The organism is Pseudomonas sp. S3(2024) (genome assembly GCF_036861315.1).
Classification (GTDB): Bacteria; Pseudomonadota; Gammaproteobacteria; order Pseudomonadales; family Pseudomonadaceae; genus Aquipseudomonas; species Aquipseudomonas putida_A.
In genome coordinates this window covers 351,351-367,889 of record NZ_JAZAQQ010000005.1, presented here as the reverse complement: position 1 = coordinate 367,889, position 16,539 = coordinate 351,351, and the positions used below count along the sequence as shown (strand labels likewise).

Below are 16,539 nucleotides of genomic sequence, written 5' to 3'. Positions count from 1 at the left end.
GGAGTGACAGCATGAGTCAGGAATGGGATGCCGGTCGGCTGGACAGCGACCTCGAAGGCGTAGCGTTCGATACCCTGGCCGTACGTGCCGGTCAGCACCGTACGCCGGAAGGCGAACACGGTGATCCGATGTTCTTCACTTCCAGCTACGTGTTCCGCACCGCTGCCGACGCGGCCGCGCGGTTTGCCGGGGAAGTGCCGGGCAACGTTTACTCGCGCTACACCAACCCGACCGTGCGCGCGTTCGAAGAGCGTATCGCTGCGCTGGAAGGCGCTGAGCAAGCGGTCGCCACCGCCACGGGCATGGCCGCGATCATGGCGGTGGTGATGAGCCTGTGCAGTGCCGGCGATCACGTCCTGGTGTCGCGCAGCGTGTTCGGTTCGACCATCAGCCTGTTCGAGAAATACTTCAAGCGTTTCGGTGTGCAAGTTGACTACGTGCCGCTGGCCGATCTCTCGGCGTGGGATGCGGCGATCAAGCCGAACACCAAGCTGCTGTTCGTCGAGTCGCCGTCCAATCCGTTGGCCGAGCTGGTGGATATCACCGCACTGGCGGAAATCGCTCACGCCAAAGGCGCGATGCTGGTGGTCGACAACTGCTTCTGCACGCCTGCCTTGCAGCAACCGCTGAAACTCGGTGCGGACATCGTCGTGCACTCGGCGACCAAGTTCATCGACGGCCAGGGCCGCTGCATGGGCGGTGTGGTGGCCGGTCGCAGCGAGCAGATGAAAGAAGTTGTCGGTTTCCTGCGCACCGCCGGGCCGACACTGAGTCCGTTCAACGCGTGGATCTTCCTCAAGGGCCTGGAAACCCTGAATCTGCGGATGAAGGCGCACTGCGCCAACGCCCAGCAACTGGCCGAATGGCTGGAGCAGCAGGACGGTATCGAGAAGGTTCATTACGCCGGTCTCAAGAGCCATCCGCAGCATGAACTGGCCCAGCGTCAGCAGAAGGGCTTCGGCGCGGTGGTGAGTTTCGAGGTCAAGGGCGGCAAAGAGGGCGCGTGGCGCTTTATCGATGCCACCCGGTTGATCTCGATCACCGCCAACCTTGGTGACAGCAAAACCACCATCACTCATCCGAGCACCACCTCCCATGGCCGTCTGGCGCCACAGGAGCGTGAAGCAGCAGGGATTCGTGACAGCCTGATCCGCATCGCGGTCGGTCTGGAAGACGTGGCGGACCTGCAGGCTGATCTGTCGCGCGGTCTGGCGGCGTTGTGATCGAGTTGTCTACTCCGAAGGCGGGCACCCATGGCCGCGTGGCGCTGGTTACCGGTGCTGCGCGCGGCATCGGTTTGGGTATCGCGGCCTGGTTGATCAGCGAAGGCTGGCAAGTGGTGTTGACTGATCTCGATCGTGTGCGCGGTTCGAAAGTGGCGAAGGTGCTGGGCGAGAATGCCTGGTTCATCGCCATGGACGTGGCGGATGAAAGTCAGGTCGCGCTGGGCGTTGCCGAGGTGCTCGGCCAATTTGGTCGTCTCGATGCGCTGGTGTGCAACGCGGCAGTCGCTGACCCGCACAACATCACCCTGGAAAGTCTTGATCTGGCGTACTGGAATCGGGTGCTGGCGGTGAATCTCAGTGGGCCGATGCTGCTGGCCAAGCATTGTGCGCCGTATCTGCGGGCGCACAACGGCTCGATCGTCAATCTGGCCTCGACCCGTGCGCGGCAGTCGGAGGCTGATTCCGAGGCGTATGCGGCGAGCAAGGGCGGGTTGTTGGCGCTGACCCATGCGTTGGCGATCAGCCTTGGGCCGGAGATTCGCGTCAATGCGGTCAGCCCGGGCTGGATCGATGCGCGGGATCCTTCTGCGCGCCGAGCCGAGCCGCTGGCCGATGCCGATCATGCGCAGCATCCGGCGGGCAGGGTAGGGACCGTCGAAGACGTCGCGGCGATGGTAGCGTGGTTGTTGTCGCGCAATGCCGGGTTTGTCACCGGGCAGGAATTCGTCGTGGATGGTGGCATGACGAAAAAGATGATTTACACCGAGTAGATCGCGTTCTTCTCCTGAATTTGCGTCAAATGGGTTGCCGTCTTCGCGAGCAAGCTCGCTCCCACATTTGGAATGCAATCCCCCTGTGAGAGCGAGCTTGCTCGCGAATGCAGTCTCGCAGGATGGAAACAATTTCGTCTTTTTCAGAAAAACTTCAATCCTGCTATTGACTTAGGTTCGCTACCTGCGTAAATTTCGCGGCCTCGGAGATGCAAACGGGTGATTAGCTCAGCTGGGAGAGCGTCTGCCTTACAAGCAGAATGTCGGCGGTTCGATCCCGTCATCACCCACCACTCTCCGAGAAACTTGCGAAAGCAAGAGGTAGGCTGAAAGTGCCTCCACCGACGCGCAGCGGTAGTTCAGTCGGTTAGAATACCGGCCTGTCACGCCGGGGGTCGCGGGTTCGAGTCCCGTCCGCTGCGCCATATTTTACGAGTCAGACATTGTCTGGTTCGCGATTGCAAAGCACCGAAGCTTTCAGTCAAAACGAGTTACTTGAGCGCAAGCTCAAAGCGATACGCAGCGGTAGTTCAGTCGGTTAGAATACCGGCCTGTCACGCCGGGGGTCGCGGGTTCGAGTCCCGTCCGCTGCGCCATATCTGTTTCAAGGACCACTGAACGCCTTGAAACACCGAAAGCAGCCGTTGGTTGTTTCGGAATCGATAGCAAAGACCCTGGTCGAAAGACCGGGGTTTTTTGTGTCTGAAATTTGGCTTTTCCCTCCTTTGACTCGAGCCTCCACCCTGGAATCCAACACAAATCCCCCTGTGGGAGCGGGCTTGTCTGTGTGCCCTGCGATCTGCTGCGGTGCCACGTCGCATTGATTTTTTGATTCTTTAGTCAAATTTTTGTAACTGGTTGTTTGCCGGACGCTCAGAAACCTTTAAAGTTAACCTTTCGGTCAGCTTTGCACTGTCAACACGCCCTCTGTTTCGCCAAGAAGGGCTTCTGCAAGACTCGAGATTCCCAGTAGATAACCAGAAGGGCGGACACATAACCGCCCAGAGGATGATCCATGTCCAACCGTGATATATCCCGGCGCTCGTTCCTCCAGGGCGGGCTGGTGGCGGGTGTGAGCGTCACGCTCACGCCGCTCAGCAGTCAGGCGCTGGCTGCCTTGATGGAAAACAGCGTCACCGTGCCGTCCGAGAAGTGGCTCGGCAACAACGGCAAGGCACGCCAACGTAACGACGCCCTGTCCAAGGTCTGCGGCAGCAAAGTATTTGCTCGCGACATTCGCTCCAAGGACATGCCGGGCTGGCCTGAGCAGCAAGGCCACGCCATGTTGCTGAAAACCATCAAGGCCGACCGAATCTACGAAGGCTACGACCTGTCGTGGCTGGGCGCCGACTTGCAACCTGACCGCATTGTCACAGCGGCCGATCTGGACAAGGACGGCATCGTGTTCCCTGAAGAACACGCGCCGGATCCATTGCTGCCGGAAGGCAAAGTGCCGATGTTCATCGGCCACCCGGTGGCGATCCTGATCTGGAACGATTTCGAGCGTTTTCGTCAGGCCAAGAACAAACTCAAATTCAATGACAAGGCAATTCGTTACGGTGCACAAGTGCCGTACTACGAGGGCGACCCTTATGGCAGCTTCCGCTACGTGCGCGTGGGCGGTCCGACCTCGGCCGACGAAGACGAATTCGCCAGCCTGAAAGACTCGATTCTGTTCCCGATGCTGAAAAACCGGCGTCCGGTGTGGAATTCCCAGCCGAACCTGCACGGCAACCTGACCGAGCGCGGCCTGTTCTACGCCGACCGTATGAAGCAGCAGATCGACACGCCGCCGGACAACTGGCTGGTCTTCGACGAACGCTACAAAACCCCGTCGATCGAACCGGCCGCCATGGAGCCGGACAACGGCAACGGCTGGTACGACCCGAAAACCAAGACCCTGCACTTCGTGGTCGCCACTCAGTGCCCGCTGGAAGCGGCGACCGAGACCGCGAAAATGATCGCGCCATCGCGCTTCGGCCTGGCAAACCTGAACATGCACCCGGGTTACACCGTGGGCTACGGTTCCAAAGACCACAACATCTTCGTCTACTACGCGGCCCTCGCTGCGCTGTACGGCGCCGGTGTGCCAGTGCGTCTGGCGAATGATCGCTACGAGCAGTTCCAGAGCGGCATCAAGCGTCACCCGTTCGATATCCGCTATCAGCTCGCAGTGGACAAGAACGACTACAGCTTCAAGATTTTCCGTGCCGAGATGAGCGTCGACGGTGGTGGCCGTATCAACTACAGCCCGTCGGTAGCGGCAGTCGGTGCCACGGCAGCGCAGTCGATCTATTACATGCCGCAGAACGATCTGCAGGTCACCGCTTATCACTCGCGTGGTGTTGAAGCGGGTTCGATGCGCGGTTACGGCACCCTGCAAAGCATGGCCTCGACCGAAATGATGGTCGACGAAATCGCCAATCGTCTCGGCGTTGATGCGATTGATCTGCGTCGCAAGAACGCCCTGCGTTCGGGCATGAAAAACACCCAGGGCGCGATCCCGGCGGGTGCTCTGCGCCTGCACGAGATTCTCGACAAGGCCTCGGTGCACGAAATCTGGAAAAACCGCGACGCGATCAAGAAACAGCGCGAAGCCGCCGACCCGGACAATTGGTACGGCGTGGGTTTCGCCATTTGCCAGAAAGACTTCGGCACCGGTTCCGAAGCGCCGATGGCCAGCATCGAGTTCACCGCTGAAGGTCGCATCACCCTGCGCCATATCGGTATCGAAATCGGCACCGGCATGTCCACTTCGCAAGCGCTGGTGGTGGCCGATTTCCTCGGTAGCCCCGCGCATGAAGTGAAGACCGGCGAAACCGAATGGCAGGAAATGCAGCTGATCACCAGCGGCAACCCTTACATCATGAGCCAGGCCGAGCAGGACAATCTGCTGCGCAACCCGCGCTGGGTCGGCAAGCTGGCCTCGGCGTCGTCCGCGACCAACTCGGCTTACTACTTCAGCCACGCCACCCGTGAAGCGGCGCGCGTGTTGTTCAACAACGGTTTGTGGCCGGCGGCCATGGAGATCTGGCGCCAAGGCCCATACGGCGGTCAAGCCAACCCTTACGTCGTGCGTCGTGAAGATGCGCATTGGGTCGACGGCAAGCTCACTGCCAACGGTATGCAGCCGCTGACTTTCGAAGAGCTGGCCAAGCGCGCTCACGAACGTGGTCTGGTCACCGGCGCCACCGTTCACGCGTTCAACCGCTGGAGCTGGGCCGAGGCCGAATACAGCATCGACGGTGTGCGCGAGCGTCTGCCGCTCGACGGTCTGGCGGTGAAGTACGGCGATGGTGCGCCGAAGGCGAAGAAGGCGCTGATGAACACCGCTGGTTTCCACTTGCTGGATCGCCAGAACATCAACTACCCGGTGGTTCAGTTGAACAACGCCGCGGTGACTTACTACAGCCCGGTCGCGACGCTGGTCGAGCTGAAGGTCAATAAAGGCTCGGCGGAAGTCGAAGTGCTCAACCACCATTCGTGGGTCGAGTGCGGTCGGGTGCTGGTCGAAGAACTGGTCAAGGGCCAGCTTGAAGGCGGGATCGCGATGGGTATCGGTCACGCATTGATGGAAGAGATGCCGCTGTACGAAGGCGGACCGGGGGAGGGTGACTGGAACTTCAACCGTTATCGCCTGCCGATGGCCCGTCACGTCGCGGTGTGGAAGCAGACCGCGGAGATTCTGCCGCCGCTGTCGCCTAGCGATCCGTCCAAAGGCATCGCCGAAGTGGTGATGATCCCGGTGGTCGGTGCCATCGGTAACGCCGTGGCGCATGCCATCGGTAAACGTGTTCGCGATCTGCCAATCACTGCTGCGCGCATCAAGGAGGCCCTCAATGGCTAACCGTCCGCTTCAACTGACCCTCAATGGTCAATCCGTCGGCCCGGTGGACATCCCTGATGACCTGCCGATGATCGACTATCTGCACGAATACAAGAACCTCACCGGTTCGCGTCTGGGCTGCGGCCAGGGCATCTGCCACGCTTGCGTGGTGATTGTCGACAACCCGGACGGCACCAGCGAAGAAGTGCGCACCTGCATCACCGGCGCGCATTACTTCGAAGGCAAGAAAGTCCGCACCATCGAAAGTCACGCCAAGCGTGATGAGAGCGGTCAGGTCACTGAGCTGAACCCGATCCAGCAGCGCTTCGTCGACGAATTCGCCTTCCAGTGCAGCTACTGCGCGCCGGGCTTCGTCAACGCCGCGACGGTGCTGGTAGAGAAGCTGCAGCGCCAGCCGATCGTCAAAAGCCAGCTGGAAAAAGTCATCGAGGACAGCCTCGGCCACCACGTCTGCCGTTGCACCGGGTACGTGCGTTACTACAACGCCACGCGCAACGTGCTGACCGATCTCGGTCTGGTCAAGGAGGGTTAAGCATGAAGCATCTATTGACCCGCCTGACCCTGGCGGTCGGGTTGGCTGCGCCGGTGTTGTTTGCCCACGCTGATGATCAGGTCAAGCGCGGCGAATACCTTGCCCGCGCCGCCGACTGCATGGCGTGCCATACCGCACCCGGTGGCGCGCCGTTTGCTGGCGGGCTGCCGATCGTCTCGCCATTCGGCACGATCTACGGCACCAACATCACCCCGAGTAAAGAGCACGGCATCGGCCTGTACAGCGATGACGAATTCTTCGCTGCACTGACCGAAGGCAAGCGTCGCGACGGGGCGAATCTGTATCCGGCGATGCCGTACACCTCGTATCACCTGATGCCGCGGGAAGACTCGGATGCGATTCACGCGTATCTGAAAACCATCGAGCCGATCGAGCGCGCCGCGCCGGTCACGAGTCTGAGCTTTCCGTTCAACGTGCGTCCGGGCCTGATCGGCTGGAACATGCTGTACGGCAAGGCCTTGAAGCTCGAGTCGGGCGAAGGCAAAAGCGAAGCCTGGAAGCGCGGCCAGTACATGGTCGAGGTACTCGGTCACTGCGGCGAATGCCACACGCCACGCGGCCTGCCGGGTGCGATGCAATTGGAAAAGCGCCTGACCGGCGGCATCCTCAACGGTTATCTGGCACCGAGCCTGCTCGCCACCGATCTGGCGGCGCGCGGCTGGAATCAGCAGGACCTGAGCACGTTCCTCAAGCACGGCATGAGCGCCCAAGGCACGATGTTCAACGAGATGTTCCCGGTGTTCCACAACAGCACTCAGGGCCTGAACGATCAGGATCTGGCGGCGATGGCGACGTTCCTGCTTGGCGACAAGCCGCCAGCGGCAAAAGAGCTGACTGAAGTGTCGCTGGACAAGCTCAGCACGAGCGCCCAGCGCGGCCGTCAGGAATATTTGAACGTCTGCGCCGGTTGTCATGCCGCCGGTGGTGAAGGCAAACCGCACATCGCCGTGGCCATGCGTGGCAATACCACGCTGCGCCTGGAAGATCCGCGTAACCTGGTGCGGGTGATCGAGGACGGTATCGGTGAGCAGAAATTCGCTGGATTCGAACACATGCAACCGATGCCGGGTTTCGGCGACAAGCTCAAGCCTGAGCAACTGACCGATCTGCTGAACTACCTGCGTCAAGGCTGGGGCGGCCAGTCGGCAGAGCTGGCGGTGAGCGACGTGCAGAAATTGCAGGCTGACGCTCCGGCCGTCGAGCACAAGGCGCACTGACATGCAGCATCTCGATCTACAGGTTGTGCGGCGGGCACTGGAGTGGTCGGTGGCGGGGCAGCGCATTTGGCTCTGCACGGTGCTGACCACTTACGGCTCGGCGCCGCGTGCACCGGGTTCGCTGCTGGCGGTGAACGATAGCGGCCAGTGGATCGGGTCGCTGTCCGGTGGCTGTGTTGAGGAAGACTTTCTCGAGCGCGTGACTGAGGGCGCGTTTCTCGATGCGGTCAGCGTCGTGCGTTATGGCGAAGGTGATGATCCGCGCTCGCGGGTCAGCCTGCCCTGTGGCGGCATTCTCGACGTACTGGTAGAGAAATTTGACGCCGACTGTGAGGTGCAGGCGCATCTGCGTGAACTCGAATCGGCATTGCTCGGCCAGCGCCGTTTGATTCGCGAGGTCGATCTGGCCAGCGGTGCGCGCAGTCTGTTCACTGATCGCGAGCAGGGTGCGCGCATCGAGCGCGAGATTGATCGGGTGCGGATTCGCATTGGTGCCGCTCAGCGTCTGTTGCTGGCGGGATACTCTAGCGTGGCGCAGGCCTGTGCCGAGTTCGCGGTGGGTCTGGGTTTCGAAGTGATTCTCTGCGATCCACGTGATGAAGTGCTCGAAGGCGTGGTGCTGAATGGCGTGGAGATTCGTCGGCAACTGCCTTCGGTGTTCATCGCCGATGGCGGCTGTCATCGCGATACCGCGGTGGTGGCGCTGACCCATGATCCGCGCATCGACGATCTGGCGATGATGGAAGCGGTGCGCACCGAGGCGTTTTACATTGGCGTCATGGGCTCGCAGCAGACTTCGCAGAAACGCTTCGAGCGCTTGCGCAAGATCGGCGGGCTGGGAGAGGTTGAACTGGCGCGGATTCATGCGCCGATCGGGCTTAATCTGGGCAGCAAGACGCCGGCGGAGATCGCTTTGGCGGTGCTGGCGGATATCTTGCGGATTCGTAGCGGGATTGCCCGGGATCAGCTCTGATCTGAATTCTGCAAATATTTGTGGCGAGGAAGCTTGCTCCCGCTGGACTGCGCAGCAGGCCTTCTTTCTAAATAAAAGAGGGTCCGCTGCGCGACCCGGCGGGAGCAAGCTCCCTCGCCACAGTTGTTTGTCAGTCAAGAAAGCTGATCAGAAACCCAGCTTGTCACGCAACCCGTAATACCACGCACCCAATGCCGCAAACGGCGTGCGCAGCAACTGTCCGCCCGGGAACGGGTAATGCGGCAGATCGGCAAACGCATCAAAACGCTCGGCCTGACCGCGCAACGCCTCGGCCAGTACCTTGCCGGCCAGATGCGTGTAAGTCACGCCGTGGCCGCTGCAGCCTTGCGAATAGTAGATGTTATCGCCCAGGCGCCCAACCTGCGGCAGGCGCGACAGGGTCAGCAGGAAGTTGCCCGTCCACGCGTAGTCGATCTTCACGTCCTTCAGTTGCGGGAACGCCTTGAGCATTTTCGGGCGGATGATCGCTTCAATGTTCGCCGGATCCCGCGCACCGTAAACCACGCCACCGCCGAAGATCAGACGCTTGTCGCCGGTCAGTCGGTAGTAGTCGAGCAGGTAATTGCAGTCTTCGACGCAGTAGTCTTGCGGCAACAGAGTTTTCGCCAGCTCATCGCCCAGCGGTTCGGTGGTGATCACCTGGGTGCCGCACGGCATCGATTTGGCCGCCAGTTCCGGTACCAGATTACCGAGGTAGGCGTTGCCGGCAACGATGATGAACTTGGCCTTGACCTTGCCTTGCGGCGTGTGCACCACCGGGTTGGCACCGCGCTCGATGCGCACGGCCGGCGATTGCTCATAGAGGGTGCCGCCGAGGGACTCGACCGCCGCGGCTTCACCGAGCGCCAGGTTCAGCGGATGAATGTGGCCGCCGCTCATGTCGAGCATGCCGCCGACGTATTGATCGCACGCCACCACTTCGCGAATGCGGCGCTGGTCGAGCAGTTCCAGTTGGGTATGGCCAAAGCGCTCCCACAGGCGCTTCTGCGACTCCAGGTGACCCATCTGCTTGGCGGAGAGGGCGGCGAACACGCCGCCGTCCTTCAGGTCGCACTGGATGTTGTACTTGGCCACGCGCTCGCGAATGATCCGCCCGCCTTCGAAGGCCATCTGCCCGAGCAGTTGCGCCTGCTTGGGGCCAACCGTGCGCTCTATGACGTCGATGTCACGGCTATAGCTGTTGACGATCTGCCCGCCATTACGCCCCGACGCACCGAAGCCGACCTTGGCCGCTTCCAGCACCGTCACGCGAAAACCGTTCTCCAACAGAAACAACGCCGACGACAGCCCGGTGTACCCGGCGCCGATCACACAGACATCCGTCTCCACATCATCCTGCAAGGCCGGACGTGGCGGTACGGCATTGGCCGACGCAGCGTAATAAGACTCTGGGTAAGGGGTGTTCGCCATCCTGCAGCCTCTGTTTAATATATTTTACGAGTGCTTCGATCCTACCCGAGTTGAAAAACCTCCGCCAGCCACCGGAAAAATCTTCTTCACCGGCCCGAAATTAAATATTTTGCATATTCATAGGGTTAGGTGAAAAAAAGGTGTTGACACCCCTCCGGAATTCCGTAGAATGCCGCCTCACAGCAGGCACGTAGCTCAGTTGGTTAGAGCACCACCTTGACATGGTGGGGGTCGTTGGTTCGAGTCCAATCGCGCCTACCAAACAAAATCCGCTCTGCTGGGCGGTCTGGAAGGGCTCACCGAAAGGTGGGCCCTTTTTTGTTGTCTGCGATTTGCAAAACTTTTGCAAAGCTTTTTCAAAACCCCCACCTCAGCGCACCTTCCAACACTGCATCTCTTCCGTTACCCAAGCGCTTAGCGTGTTTCGAAATAACACGACCTGCTGATATGGCGTTCTGTTCTTTTTTTGGATCCGTCGAAAAAGTGTGGATATTGAACGGGTTACCGGTATTTTTAACCGACCGGTTATCAAAAAAATGTTGTTGCTGATCGTGAACTTCAGTAACATCTGCCCCGCGTTCACCACCACGGTTTATGCATTTTTAAATCCCAAGCTTCCATCAGCTGCTTGGGATTTTTTTTGCCTGCGATTTGGCGAATTCCGTTTCTGTCTCTCTGTTTCCTGCGCGAAGCTTTCCAGCCCCATTGCTGTGTGCGGGCGCAACCGGCTTTTTTCGACTACTACTGACTGGCGTTTTCCAGGGCTTTCTCAAAGGAGTTCGTCGATGCTGGTTCACTGGTTTCTCGCCGCGATTCATCTCTTGGCTTTTGCACTGGGCTTGTGGGCTGTGTTAACCCGTGGCACGGCGTTCAGTCGTCTGGCCGCTGGCGTCGGTGAGGCCAAGCGGGTTTTGCTCGCTGATAATCTGTGGGGGATTGCCGCGCTGGTGTTGCTGGTCACCGGAGGCATGCGCGCCTTCGGTGGCTTTGAAAAGGGCACTGACTACTATCTGCACCAGCCGCTGTTTCATTTGAAGATGACGCTGTTCGTACTGATTCTGCTGACAGAGCTGGCGCCGATGATCACGCTGGTCAAATGGCGGATCGCATTGGCGCGGGGCAAGGCGCTCGATACCGGACGTGCAAAGCTGTTCGCGCGGATCAGCCATGTCGAGGCGCTGCTGTTGGTACTGATGATGATTGCAGCTACCGGCATGGCGCGCGGCGTGACGTTCGGCTAGCAGGGAGCAATTCCCTGTGTCCTCTCGGAAATGTCTGACAGCCAGGCTTGGCAGTCGCAGGTAGTATCGCGCTGCAGCAGAAGAGGGAGTAAAGGCGAGGAGGGTGTCAGGCGCCGTGCCCAGCGGAGTGGGGCGCGGATGGCAATACGGCGCGTGAATCTTTAGCCAGTCTTACGCGAAGGCAAACGGACTGGCTACTGACTGCAATGCGGCTCAGGGAGTTTGTGGCTTGTCCGGGGCGGTCAGGCCAGCCTGAATGCGCTGATAGATCTCTTCACGGTGCACGGCAACGTTTTTCGGGGCGTTGATGCCGATACGGACTTGCTGACCGCTTACGCCGAGGATGGTGATCGTAATGTCATCACCAATATTTATGCTTTCACCGACTTTGCGGGTGAGTATCAGCATGGTCTTCTCCTTGATTGCTTTGTAGGGCACCTGATTCAGACAGTGCAGAGGTCGGTGGTACGTATAGATTAGTGCGAAGTCTCACGGTTTGGGTGCCTCTTTCTGACGCGCAGATGCGGCATTAATTCCCAGGGCGTAACTATACAGAGGCTGCAATCATCAATCTCGTTGTTTTGTGCCCATTTTGCGGGCCTCGCGAAGTATTTATGAATGTTAAGATCGCCGCTTTGTGATTTTCGAGGAAAGCGTTGTGCGCAAATTGGTCTGGATGGTCGCGGCACTGGCATTGGCGGGATGTGGTGAAGGCAAGAGTGTAGACGTGCAGAAGCCGAAAACGGCCGTCGCGGCCGCACCTGCGGCAGCGTCCGCCCCGCAATGGGACCTCGAAGTACGCGGCGAAACGCCTCAGGCTGTCAGTGACCTGAGTGGCTGGTTGATCGAGCATGCGTTCGTGCCGACCGTGATCAAGGACAGCAGCGGCAAGACGCGGATCCTGATTGGTCCGTTCAACTCCCAGGCCGACGCGCAAGCGCGCAAGGTAGAGGTGGATGCGGCATTGGTGAAGGCCAAGAAGCAGAACGTCGAGTCGGTGATCGTCGAGCATCCGCTCGCGCCGTAAGCAGCACTTTCAGCGGAGCGGCCTAAAGGACATCGCGGGCGATTCGTCTTATACGAGTCAATCACGATTTCCCGAAGGAGCTCCGCATGGCCTCCGCCGCTCCCTATAAACTCTTCAATGCGGTTTTGCACCGCAAGACGCTGGTGAGTCCGCACATGATGCGGATCACGCTCGCCGACCCTTCGATAGGTGGCATGGCCACTTGGGCGCCGGATCAGCGCGTCAAACTGTTCTTCCCTGCTGAAGATGGATCGCCTGCACGGCTTGCGCAGGAAGAGGGCTGGTACACCCGTTTTCGTTCGATGCTGGCGAGCCGCCGGCCAGCAATGCGCACTTACACCATTCGTCATTTGCGCGCCGATCAGGGCGAGGTCGACATCGACTTCGTTCTGCATGGCGAGACCGGTCCCGCATCGCGCTGGGCGCTACGTGCGCAGCCGGGAGCGTCGATGCAGATTCTTGCTCCCGACACTAATTTCTCGGTACAGGACGCCGGAGGGTTCGAATGGAAACCGCCGCAGCTGCTCAAGGAGGTTTTACTGGTGGCCGATGCCACGGCATTGCCGGCCGCCATGGGCATTCTTGACGAGTTGGCTGCCATGGCTGAACCGCCTCAGACTCAGGCGTACTTTGAAGTGGACAGCGTGCCAGACATGCTCCCGGTGCCGGATTGGTCTGGGCTGTCGGTGCAGTGGCTGGTTCGCGATCAGGCGCCAGAAGTAGTGGCTGGGGCGCTGATGGTAGAGGCAGTGCAGCAGGCGTTCCTGCCGGCAGAGGATTCATCGGTCGGGCAAGCTGCCGAACTCGCCGAAGTCGATATCGACAAAGACATTCTCTGGGAGATCGCCAACACGGCCCCTGAAGGATTTTATGGCTGGATTGCCGGAGAAAGCGCAGCGGTCATGCGTCTGCGCAAATACCTGATCAAGGAGTGCGGTATCCCCCGCGAGTCACTCAATCTGATGGGCTATTGGCGCTACAACAAGGCTGGCAGCTAAAAACAAAAAAGGCCTCGAACATCACGTTCGAGGCCTTTTCTTTTGCGCTGAAGAATCAGCCGCAGGCTTTCAGGTTTACCGGGCCGACAAATTCATTGCCGCGTCCCATCACGCACGCCACGCTCTGATTGCGTTGACGTTCCCAGTCCTGCACTGGATAAGTTTTGTCCCACGCTTCGTACAGTTGCCGATCCTGTTTCGACAGGCGCAAGCCGTACTGCTTGCTCATGTAGAAATAGGTGCGTGCGATCATGCCGCGAATCGACGGGCGCGGCATGACCTTCTTGGCCTTGAAGTCGACCTGGGTCAGGCACGAGCCGTACTGCCCGGATTGCACCGGCAGCCAGCCATAGCTGAAGTTGCTGCGATCACCGTTGACCTCACCAATGCTCGGCACCAGGTTGTGCAGGTCGGCTTCGGCTTTCTGGTAGCTCGGGTCATAGCGGGTGCAGTTCTTGCGCCCGCCCGACTGCCAGCATTGACGCTGGTGACCGAACTCCCACGCCGGGACGATGTGTTCCCATTCGATGCGTGAAGCACGCTTGGCATTCTTGCGCGGCACGTAACCGCATGCCTTCAAGTCCACCTTGTTGCCGGTGTACTTGCAGCCGCAGTAAAACTCGGTGGACTGCGGTGCATAGAGTTTCCAGGCGGCCTTTTTGGCTTCGGTAAAAGTGCGGGGCGCGCCAGCCTGGGCGCCAAAAGCGATGAACAGCAGCAGCAAAGCAAAACAGCGGACACTCATTGAATCAATCTTCCTTCGGCACAACCCAAAAAATCTGCACGCCGCCATCGTCGCGATAGGCGAGTGTGACGTTGTCGTTCTCGTCGATTTCCTTGAGCAGTTGCTCCCATGCATCCACAGGCTCGTCCGGCAGACGGAAGATCAGTGCGGCTTTGGCTTTTTGTGCGGTAGGGGAATTGATGATTTTCTGAACGCGCATGCCCATGCGTTCGTAAGCGTCAGGAGCATCAGGAGAGGTGGCCACGAGGTTATCCTTATTGAGCTGTACGTGCATACAGTATTTAACTGTAAGCATTTTCGCAACTGCTTAAAATTCAAGAAAATCCTCTGACAGCGCTTTTCCGATTTTGGTGTAGGTCGGGTCGATTATTTTGTATGAAAAAGTCGCGCTCAGCGTAAGTGGCAGCACCACCCGCCGCACGGGCGAGTGGTGAGCAGGTTGCCCGACCCGAAAGGGTCAGGCGAGGGCCAATCAATATTCCCAGAACATCCGCTGCAGTTCTTTGCTGTCGTTGGTTCTGGTCAGGGCGACCATGGCCAGGATGCGGGCCTTTTGCGGGTTCAGGTCGTGAGCGACCACCCAGTCGTACTTGTCGTCAGGTTGTTCGGCGTTACGCAGGACGAAGCCGCCGGCGTTGACGTGGGACGAGCGGATGATCTGCACGCCGTCTTTACGCAGTGCTTGCAGGGATGGCACTACGCGCGAAGACACCGAACCGTTACCGGTACCGGCATGGATGATTGCTTTGGCGCCGGCCTGGGCCAGAGCCTTGTAAGCGGTGTCGTCGACGTTGCCGTAGGAGTAGGCGATTTCTACGTCAGGCAGGCTCTTGATGTTCTTGATGTCGAATTCCGAATCCATGGTGTGACGCTTGGCCGGCAAGCGGAACCAGTAGGATTTGCCTTCAACCACCATGCCCAGCGGACCCCAAGGGCTTTTGAACGCCTCGGTCTTGATGTTGATCATTTTGCTGACGTCGCGACCGGACTGGATCTCGTCGTTCATGGTTACCAGCACGCCTTTGCCGTGCGCTTCTTTGCTGCTGGCGACGGCGACGGCGTTGTACAGGTTGAGCATGCCGTCCGCCGACATGGCGGTGCCCGGACGCATCGAGCCGACCACGATGATCGGCTTGTCGGTTTTTTCCACCAGGTTCAGGAAGTACGCGGTTTCTTCCAGGGTGTCGGTGCCGTGGGTGATGACGATGCCATCGACGTCTTTACTGTCGGCCAGCTCGGATACGCGGCGACCCAGTTGCAGCAGGTTGTCGTTGGTGATGCTTTCCGAAGCGATCTGCATGACTTGTTCGCCACGCACGTTCGCCAGTTTGCTCAGTTCGGGTATGCCGGCGATCAGTTGTTCAATGCCGACCTTGGCCGCTTGATAGGTGGCGCTGTTGGCTGCGCTGGCGCCGGCACCGGCAATGGTGCCGCCCGTGGCAAGCACTACGACGTTGGCGAGTTTGGTCTGGGTTTCGACTTCTTTTGCCTGAAGGGCAGTGGGCAGGAGCAGGAGGAGGGCCAAAGCGCCCGGAACCAAGGTGTTGAAAGCAGATTTCATTATTTTTCTCTCTAGTAGTGAGACGGTGCTGATGCAGGTTCATCTAGATGCGCCCCGAGCCGATCTGAATGCCCGGGGTGCAGGCTAGGGAGCAGGATCTGTACCAGTGCTACTTTGCTTTAGAGAAATGTTTAACCTGATGATTTATATCAATATTTTGTAAGTTTTCGGATTCTTGAATGAATGGCTTATCCGGGTTTCCGAACAAAGGAAGCTTTCGTGTTCGGTTCACCGAAAGGGACTGCACCTCCTGGCGACCGCAACGGCTTGTTGGTTTCAGGTCTTCTGCTAAAGAAACCCGTCAGCAGGCCGATGGCTGTGGAAGGAAACGTTTATTTAGGGAGTTCATATGTCACTGACGATCGGTTTTTCAAATCCCGGCTCAGTCACCATTGGCGGTAAAACCGCAGCGACAATCAATGCAATGAACCAGGCGGAAGCAGATGCTGCCGACGAGGCGCTTGGCGTTGAAAAAGAACCGAGCAATCAAGTTCGCACCGGTGGTCCCGCGCAAGAAGCCAGCAAGGCGGATAGCGCTGACAGCGGCGACAGTCTGAGCGTGACCGTAAAAATGTTGCTCAAGCGCATGCAGGAATTGCAGAAGCAACTGCAAGAGCAGCAACAGCAACTGGCGGCGGCCCAGGCGGCGAGCTATCCGACGCCCGAGGCCAAGTCACAGGCGGTGATGTCCGTTCAGGGGCAGATCGCGCAAACCAGCGGCGCGCTGATGGAAGTCGCAGCGGCACTGGTCAAGGAAATGTCCAAGGATTCCACCAGCGGCAACCTGGTCAGCACCACGGCTTAAGCGGTAAGGGGTGAATCAGACGATTGCGCCCTGCAATACAACGACGATTTCTGATTGTTGACAAATGTCGGCGGGATTCGCATAGTTCGGTCTACGCAAACGTTTGCGCGGCTTCCCCGGTGCACTATTGTCCGGAAGAGAGCGC

At 59.2% G+C, this 16,539-nt stretch carries 15 protein-coding genes and 4 tRNA genes; 14 read left to right on the top strand and 5 right to left on the bottom strand.

The features are described 5' to 3' along the window. Positions 1-11: 11 nt before the first annotated feature. The 9 genes from VLA07_RS15870 to VLA07_RS15830 all read left to right on the top strand — a co-directional run bounded on the left by VLA07_RS15870 (position 12) and on the right by VLA07_RS15830 (position 8,586). A complete protein-coding gene (locus VLA07_RS15870) occupies positions 12-1,223 on the top strand; it encodes an O-succinylhomoserine sulfhydrylase (protein WP_027611539.1) in 1,212 nt (403 codons plus the stop codon). Beyond that, complete coding sequence (locus VLA07_RS15865) at positions 1,220-1,996, top strand: SDR family oxidoreductase (RefSeq protein WP_003226413.1); 777 nt, start codon at positions 1,220-1,222, stop codon at positions 1,994-1,996. Before VLA07_RS15870 ends, VLA07_RS15865 begins: the two co-directional genes overlap by 4 nt. Before the next feature lie 217 nt (positions 1,997-2,213). Then, a tRNA-Val gene (locus VLA07_RS15860) sits at positions 2,214-2,289 on the top strand. A gap of 55 nt (positions 2,290-2,344) precedes the next feature. Further along, positions 2,345-2,421: transfer RNA gene (locus tag VLA07_RS15855), tRNA-Asp, on the top strand. Positions 2,422-2,515: 94 nt separating this feature from the next. Continuing rightward, positions 2,516-2,592: transfer RNA gene (locus tag VLA07_RS15850), tRNA-Asp, on the top strand. A gap of 419 nt (positions 2,593-3,011) precedes the next feature. Then, entirely contained in the window at positions 3,012-5,843 is a 2,832-nt protein-coding gene (locus tag VLA07_RS15845; protein WP_333989646.1) for a xanthine dehydrogenase family protein molybdopterin-binding subunit, read from the top strand. After that, positions 5,836-6,375, top strand: a complete 540-nt coding sequence (locus VLA07_RS15840; protein WP_086793210.1) for a (2Fe-2S)-binding protein — start codon at positions 5,836-5,838, stop codon at positions 6,373-6,375. The genes VLA07_RS15845 and VLA07_RS15840 overlap by 8 nt, the downstream gene beginning before the upstream one ends. A 2-nt stretch (positions 6,376-6,377) precedes the next feature. Continuing rightward, entirely contained in the window at positions 6,378-7,613 is a 1,236-nt protein-coding gene (locus VLA07_RS15835; protein WP_333989645.1) for a c-type cytochrome, read from the top strand. Between the two features lies 1 nt (position 7,614). Next, a complete protein-coding gene (locus tag VLA07_RS15830) occupies positions 7,615-8,586 on the top strand; it encodes an XdhC family protein (protein ID WP_333989644.1) in 972 nt (323 codons plus the stop codon). 147 nt (positions 8,587-8,733) lie between these two features. On the opposite strand, the gene VLA07_RS15825 is transcribed toward VLA07_RS15830, so the two are convergent. Beyond that, positions 8,734-10,017, bottom strand: coding sequence for an NAD(P)/FAD-dependent oxidoreductase (locus VLA07_RS15825; protein WP_333989643.1), 1,284 nt, complete (start codon positions 10,015-10,017; stop codon positions 8,734-8,736). 184 nt (positions 10,018-10,201) lie between these two features. Between VLA07_RS15825 and VLA07_RS15820 the strand changes: the two genes are divergently transcribed. Continuing rightward, positions 10,202-10,278: transfer RNA gene (locus tag VLA07_RS15820), tRNA-Val, on the top strand. A gap of 524 nt (positions 10,279-10,802) precedes the next feature. Then, a complete protein-coding gene (locus VLA07_RS15815) occupies positions 10,803-11,258 on the top strand; it encodes a DUF2214 family protein (RefSeq protein ID WP_333989698.1) in 456 nt (151 codons plus the stop codon). A gap of 213 nt (positions 11,259-11,471) precedes the next feature. On the opposite strand, the gene csrA is transcribed toward VLA07_RS15815, so the two are convergent. Then, on the bottom strand, positions 11,472-11,666 hold the full coding sequence (csrA, locus tag VLA07_RS15810; RefSeq protein WP_003179932.1) for a carbon storage regulator CsrA: 195 nt from the start codon (positions 11,664-11,666) through the stop codon (positions 11,472-11,474). 250 nt (positions 11,667-11,916) lie between these two features. Between csrA and VLA07_RS15805 the strand changes: the two genes are divergently transcribed. Then, positions 11,917-12,285 (top strand): sporulation protein, encoded by a 369-nt coding sequence (locus tag VLA07_RS15805; protein WP_047293271.1) that lies wholly within the window; start codon positions 11,917-11,919, stop codon positions 12,283-12,285. An 86-nt stretch (positions 12,286-12,371) separates the two neighbouring features. Then, positions 12,372-13,283 (top strand): siderophore-interacting protein, encoded by a 912-nt coding sequence (locus tag VLA07_RS15800; protein ID WP_333989642.1) that lies wholly within the window; start codon positions 12,372-12,374, stop codon positions 13,281-13,283. A 55-nt stretch (positions 13,284-13,338) separates the two neighbouring features. Here VLA07_RS15800 and VLA07_RS15795 read toward each other — a convergent pair whose 3' ends face one another. The 3 genes from VLA07_RS15795 to VLA07_RS15785 form a co-directional block, all read right to left on the bottom strand. Then, positions 13,339-14,028 (bottom strand): endonuclease, encoded by a 690-nt coding sequence (locus VLA07_RS15795; protein ID WP_003226397.1) that lies wholly within the window; start codon positions 14,026-14,028, stop codon positions 13,339-13,341. A gap of 4 nt (positions 14,029-14,032) precedes the next feature. Beyond that, positions 14,033-14,323: a DUF1654 domain-containing protein gene (locus VLA07_RS15790; RefSeq protein WP_333989641.1), complete on the bottom strand. Its 291-nt coding sequence runs from the start codon at positions 14,321-14,323 to the stop codon at positions 14,033-14,035. Positions 14,324-14,500: 177 nt separating this feature from the next. Continuing rightward, a complete protein-coding gene (locus VLA07_RS15785) occupies positions 14,501-15,589 on the bottom strand; it encodes an asparaginase (RefSeq protein ID WP_333989640.1) in 1,089 nt (362 codons plus the stop codon). 349 nt (positions 15,590-15,938) lie between these two features. Between VLA07_RS15785 and VLA07_RS15780 the strand changes: the two genes are divergently transcribed. Continuing rightward, positions 15,939-16,394 (top strand): hypothetical protein, encoded by a 456-nt coding sequence (locus VLA07_RS15780; protein WP_027611549.1) that lies wholly within the window; start codon positions 15,939-15,941, stop codon positions 16,392-16,394. The last annotated feature ends 145 nt before the right edge of the window (positions 16,395-16,539 follow it).

Coding starts and splice junctions, on each gene's coding strand:
- VLA07_RS15870 (WP_027611539.1), top strand. CDS start 12: ATGAGTCAGGAATGGGATGCCGGTCGGCTGGACAGCGACCTCGAAGGC.
- VLA07_RS15845 (WP_333989646.1), top strand. CDS start 3,012: ATGTCCAACCGTGATATATCCCGGCGCTCGTTCCTCCAGGGCGGGCTG.
- VLA07_RS15840 (WP_086793210.1), top strand. CDS start 5,836: ATGGCTAACCGTCCGCTTCAACTGACCCTCAATGGTCAATCCGTCGGC.
- VLA07_RS15835 (WP_333989645.1), top strand. CDS start 6,378: ATGAAGCATCTATTGACCCGCCTGACCCTGGCGGTCGGGTTGGCTGCG.
- VLA07_RS15830 (WP_333989644.1), top strand. CDS start 7,615: ATGCAGCATCTCGATCTACAGGTTGTGCGGCGGGCACTGGAGTGGTCG.
- VLA07_RS15825 (WP_333989643.1), bottom strand. CDS start 10,017: ATGGCGAACACCCCTTACCCAGAGTCTTATTACGCTGCGTCGGCCAAT.
- VLA07_RS15815 (WP_333989698.1), top strand. CDS start 10,803: ATGCTGGTTCACTGGTTTCTCGCCGCGATTCATCTCTTGGCTTTTGCA.
- csrA (WP_003179932.1), bottom strand. CDS start 11,666: ATGCTGATACTCACCCGCAAAGTCGGTGAAAGCATAAATATTGGTGAT.
- VLA07_RS15800 (WP_333989642.1), top strand. CDS start 12,372: ATGGCCTCCGCCGCTCCCTATAAACTCTTCAATGCGGTTTTGCACCGC.
- VLA07_RS15795 (WP_003226397.1), bottom strand. CDS start 14,028: ATGAGTGTCCGCTGTTTTGCTTTGCTGCTGCTGTTCATCGCTTTTGGC.
- VLA07_RS15790 (WP_333989641.1), bottom strand. CDS start 14,323: ATGCTTACAGTTAAATACTGTATGCACGTACAGCTCAATAAGGATAAC.
- VLA07_RS15785 (WP_333989640.1), bottom strand. CDS start 15,589: ATGAAATCTGCTTTCAACACCTTGGTTCCGGGCGCTTTGGCCCTCCTC.
- VLA07_RS15780 (WP_027611549.1), top strand. CDS start 15,939: ATGTCACTGACGATCGGTTTTTCAAATCCCGGCTCAGTCACCATTGGC.